Source organism: Aquidulcibacter paucihalophilus, assembly GCF_002105465.1.
Taxonomy (GTDB): domain Bacteria; phylum Pseudomonadota; class Alphaproteobacteria; order Caulobacterales; family Aquidulcibacteraceae; genus Aquidulcibacter; species Aquidulcibacter paucihalophilus.
Window position 1 is genome coordinate 1 of sequence record NZ_NCSQ01000106.1, and the last position, 807, is coordinate 807.

The 807-nt window shown below is 65.6% G+C and carries 1 protein-coding gene; it reads right to left on the bottom strand.

Features of this window, described 5'->3' with window-relative positions; genetic code table 11:
* A protein-coding gene (locus B7364_RS08250) for an IS5 family transposase (RefSeq protein WP_408606329.1) occupies window positions 1-717 on the bottom strand; the annotation gives its coding sequence in 2 pieces (ribosomal slippage) (window positions 1-393 and window positions 393-717; 718 coding nt annotated over the 2 pieces). This gene is flagged as partial in the annotation.
* Window positions 718-807 lie beyond the last annotated feature (90 nt).

Consider the following 807-nt stretch of genomic DNA (forward strand, 5'->3'; position numbering starts at 1 on the left):
AGCTTGCTGAGGTCTTGTCGTAGCGGGTTGCGATGCGGCGTTCGTTCTTGAGGCGGTTGAAGCAGCGCTCGACCCGATTTCGCAGGGCGTAGATGAAGCCGTCGATCGGGACCTGGACGAGGCGGTTGCGCTTCATCGGGATGACGGGTTCGGCCCCGCGCGCCTGTAGGTCCTCACGGATGGCGTCGCTGTCGTAGCCCTTGTCGGCGATCAGGACCTTCGGGGCGGGGCCGTCTTCGTCCATCACCGGGCCGTAGCCCGTGGTGTCCGAGGCCTCGCCGGGGGTCAGGACAAGGGCGACGGGGAGCCCAAGCCCGTTGGCGCGGAGGTGGATTTTGGTCGTGAGCCCACCACGCGAACGGCCAATATCGTGGTGCGAAGGGCTTGAAGCGAATCCCCTTTTTTCGCGCCCGCCGAGTGCTGGTGGGCGCGCACGATGGTGCTGTCGATCATCTGGACGCTGGCCTGGCCCTCGCCGCTCTCGTTGAGGGCCTCCAGGATCACGTCCCAGACCCCGGCGAGCGTCCAGCGCCGGAACTGGCGGTACACCCGCGTCCACTTCGGGAAGCTCGCGTCGAGATCACGCCACGGCGCGCCAGTCCGCGCGATCCAGAAGATCGCATCCAGGGTCAGCCGATGATCCTTGGGCGGCCTGCCGCTGCCTGCCCCCACACGCACCAGAAACGGCGCGAAGAACGCCCACTCCTCGTCTGACATCCGACCACGAACCAAGACCGCTCTCCCGCAAAGAGCAGCCTTGAATCAGAACCAAACCGATTTGGGAATCCCCTTTGTCAACAGGCCCTA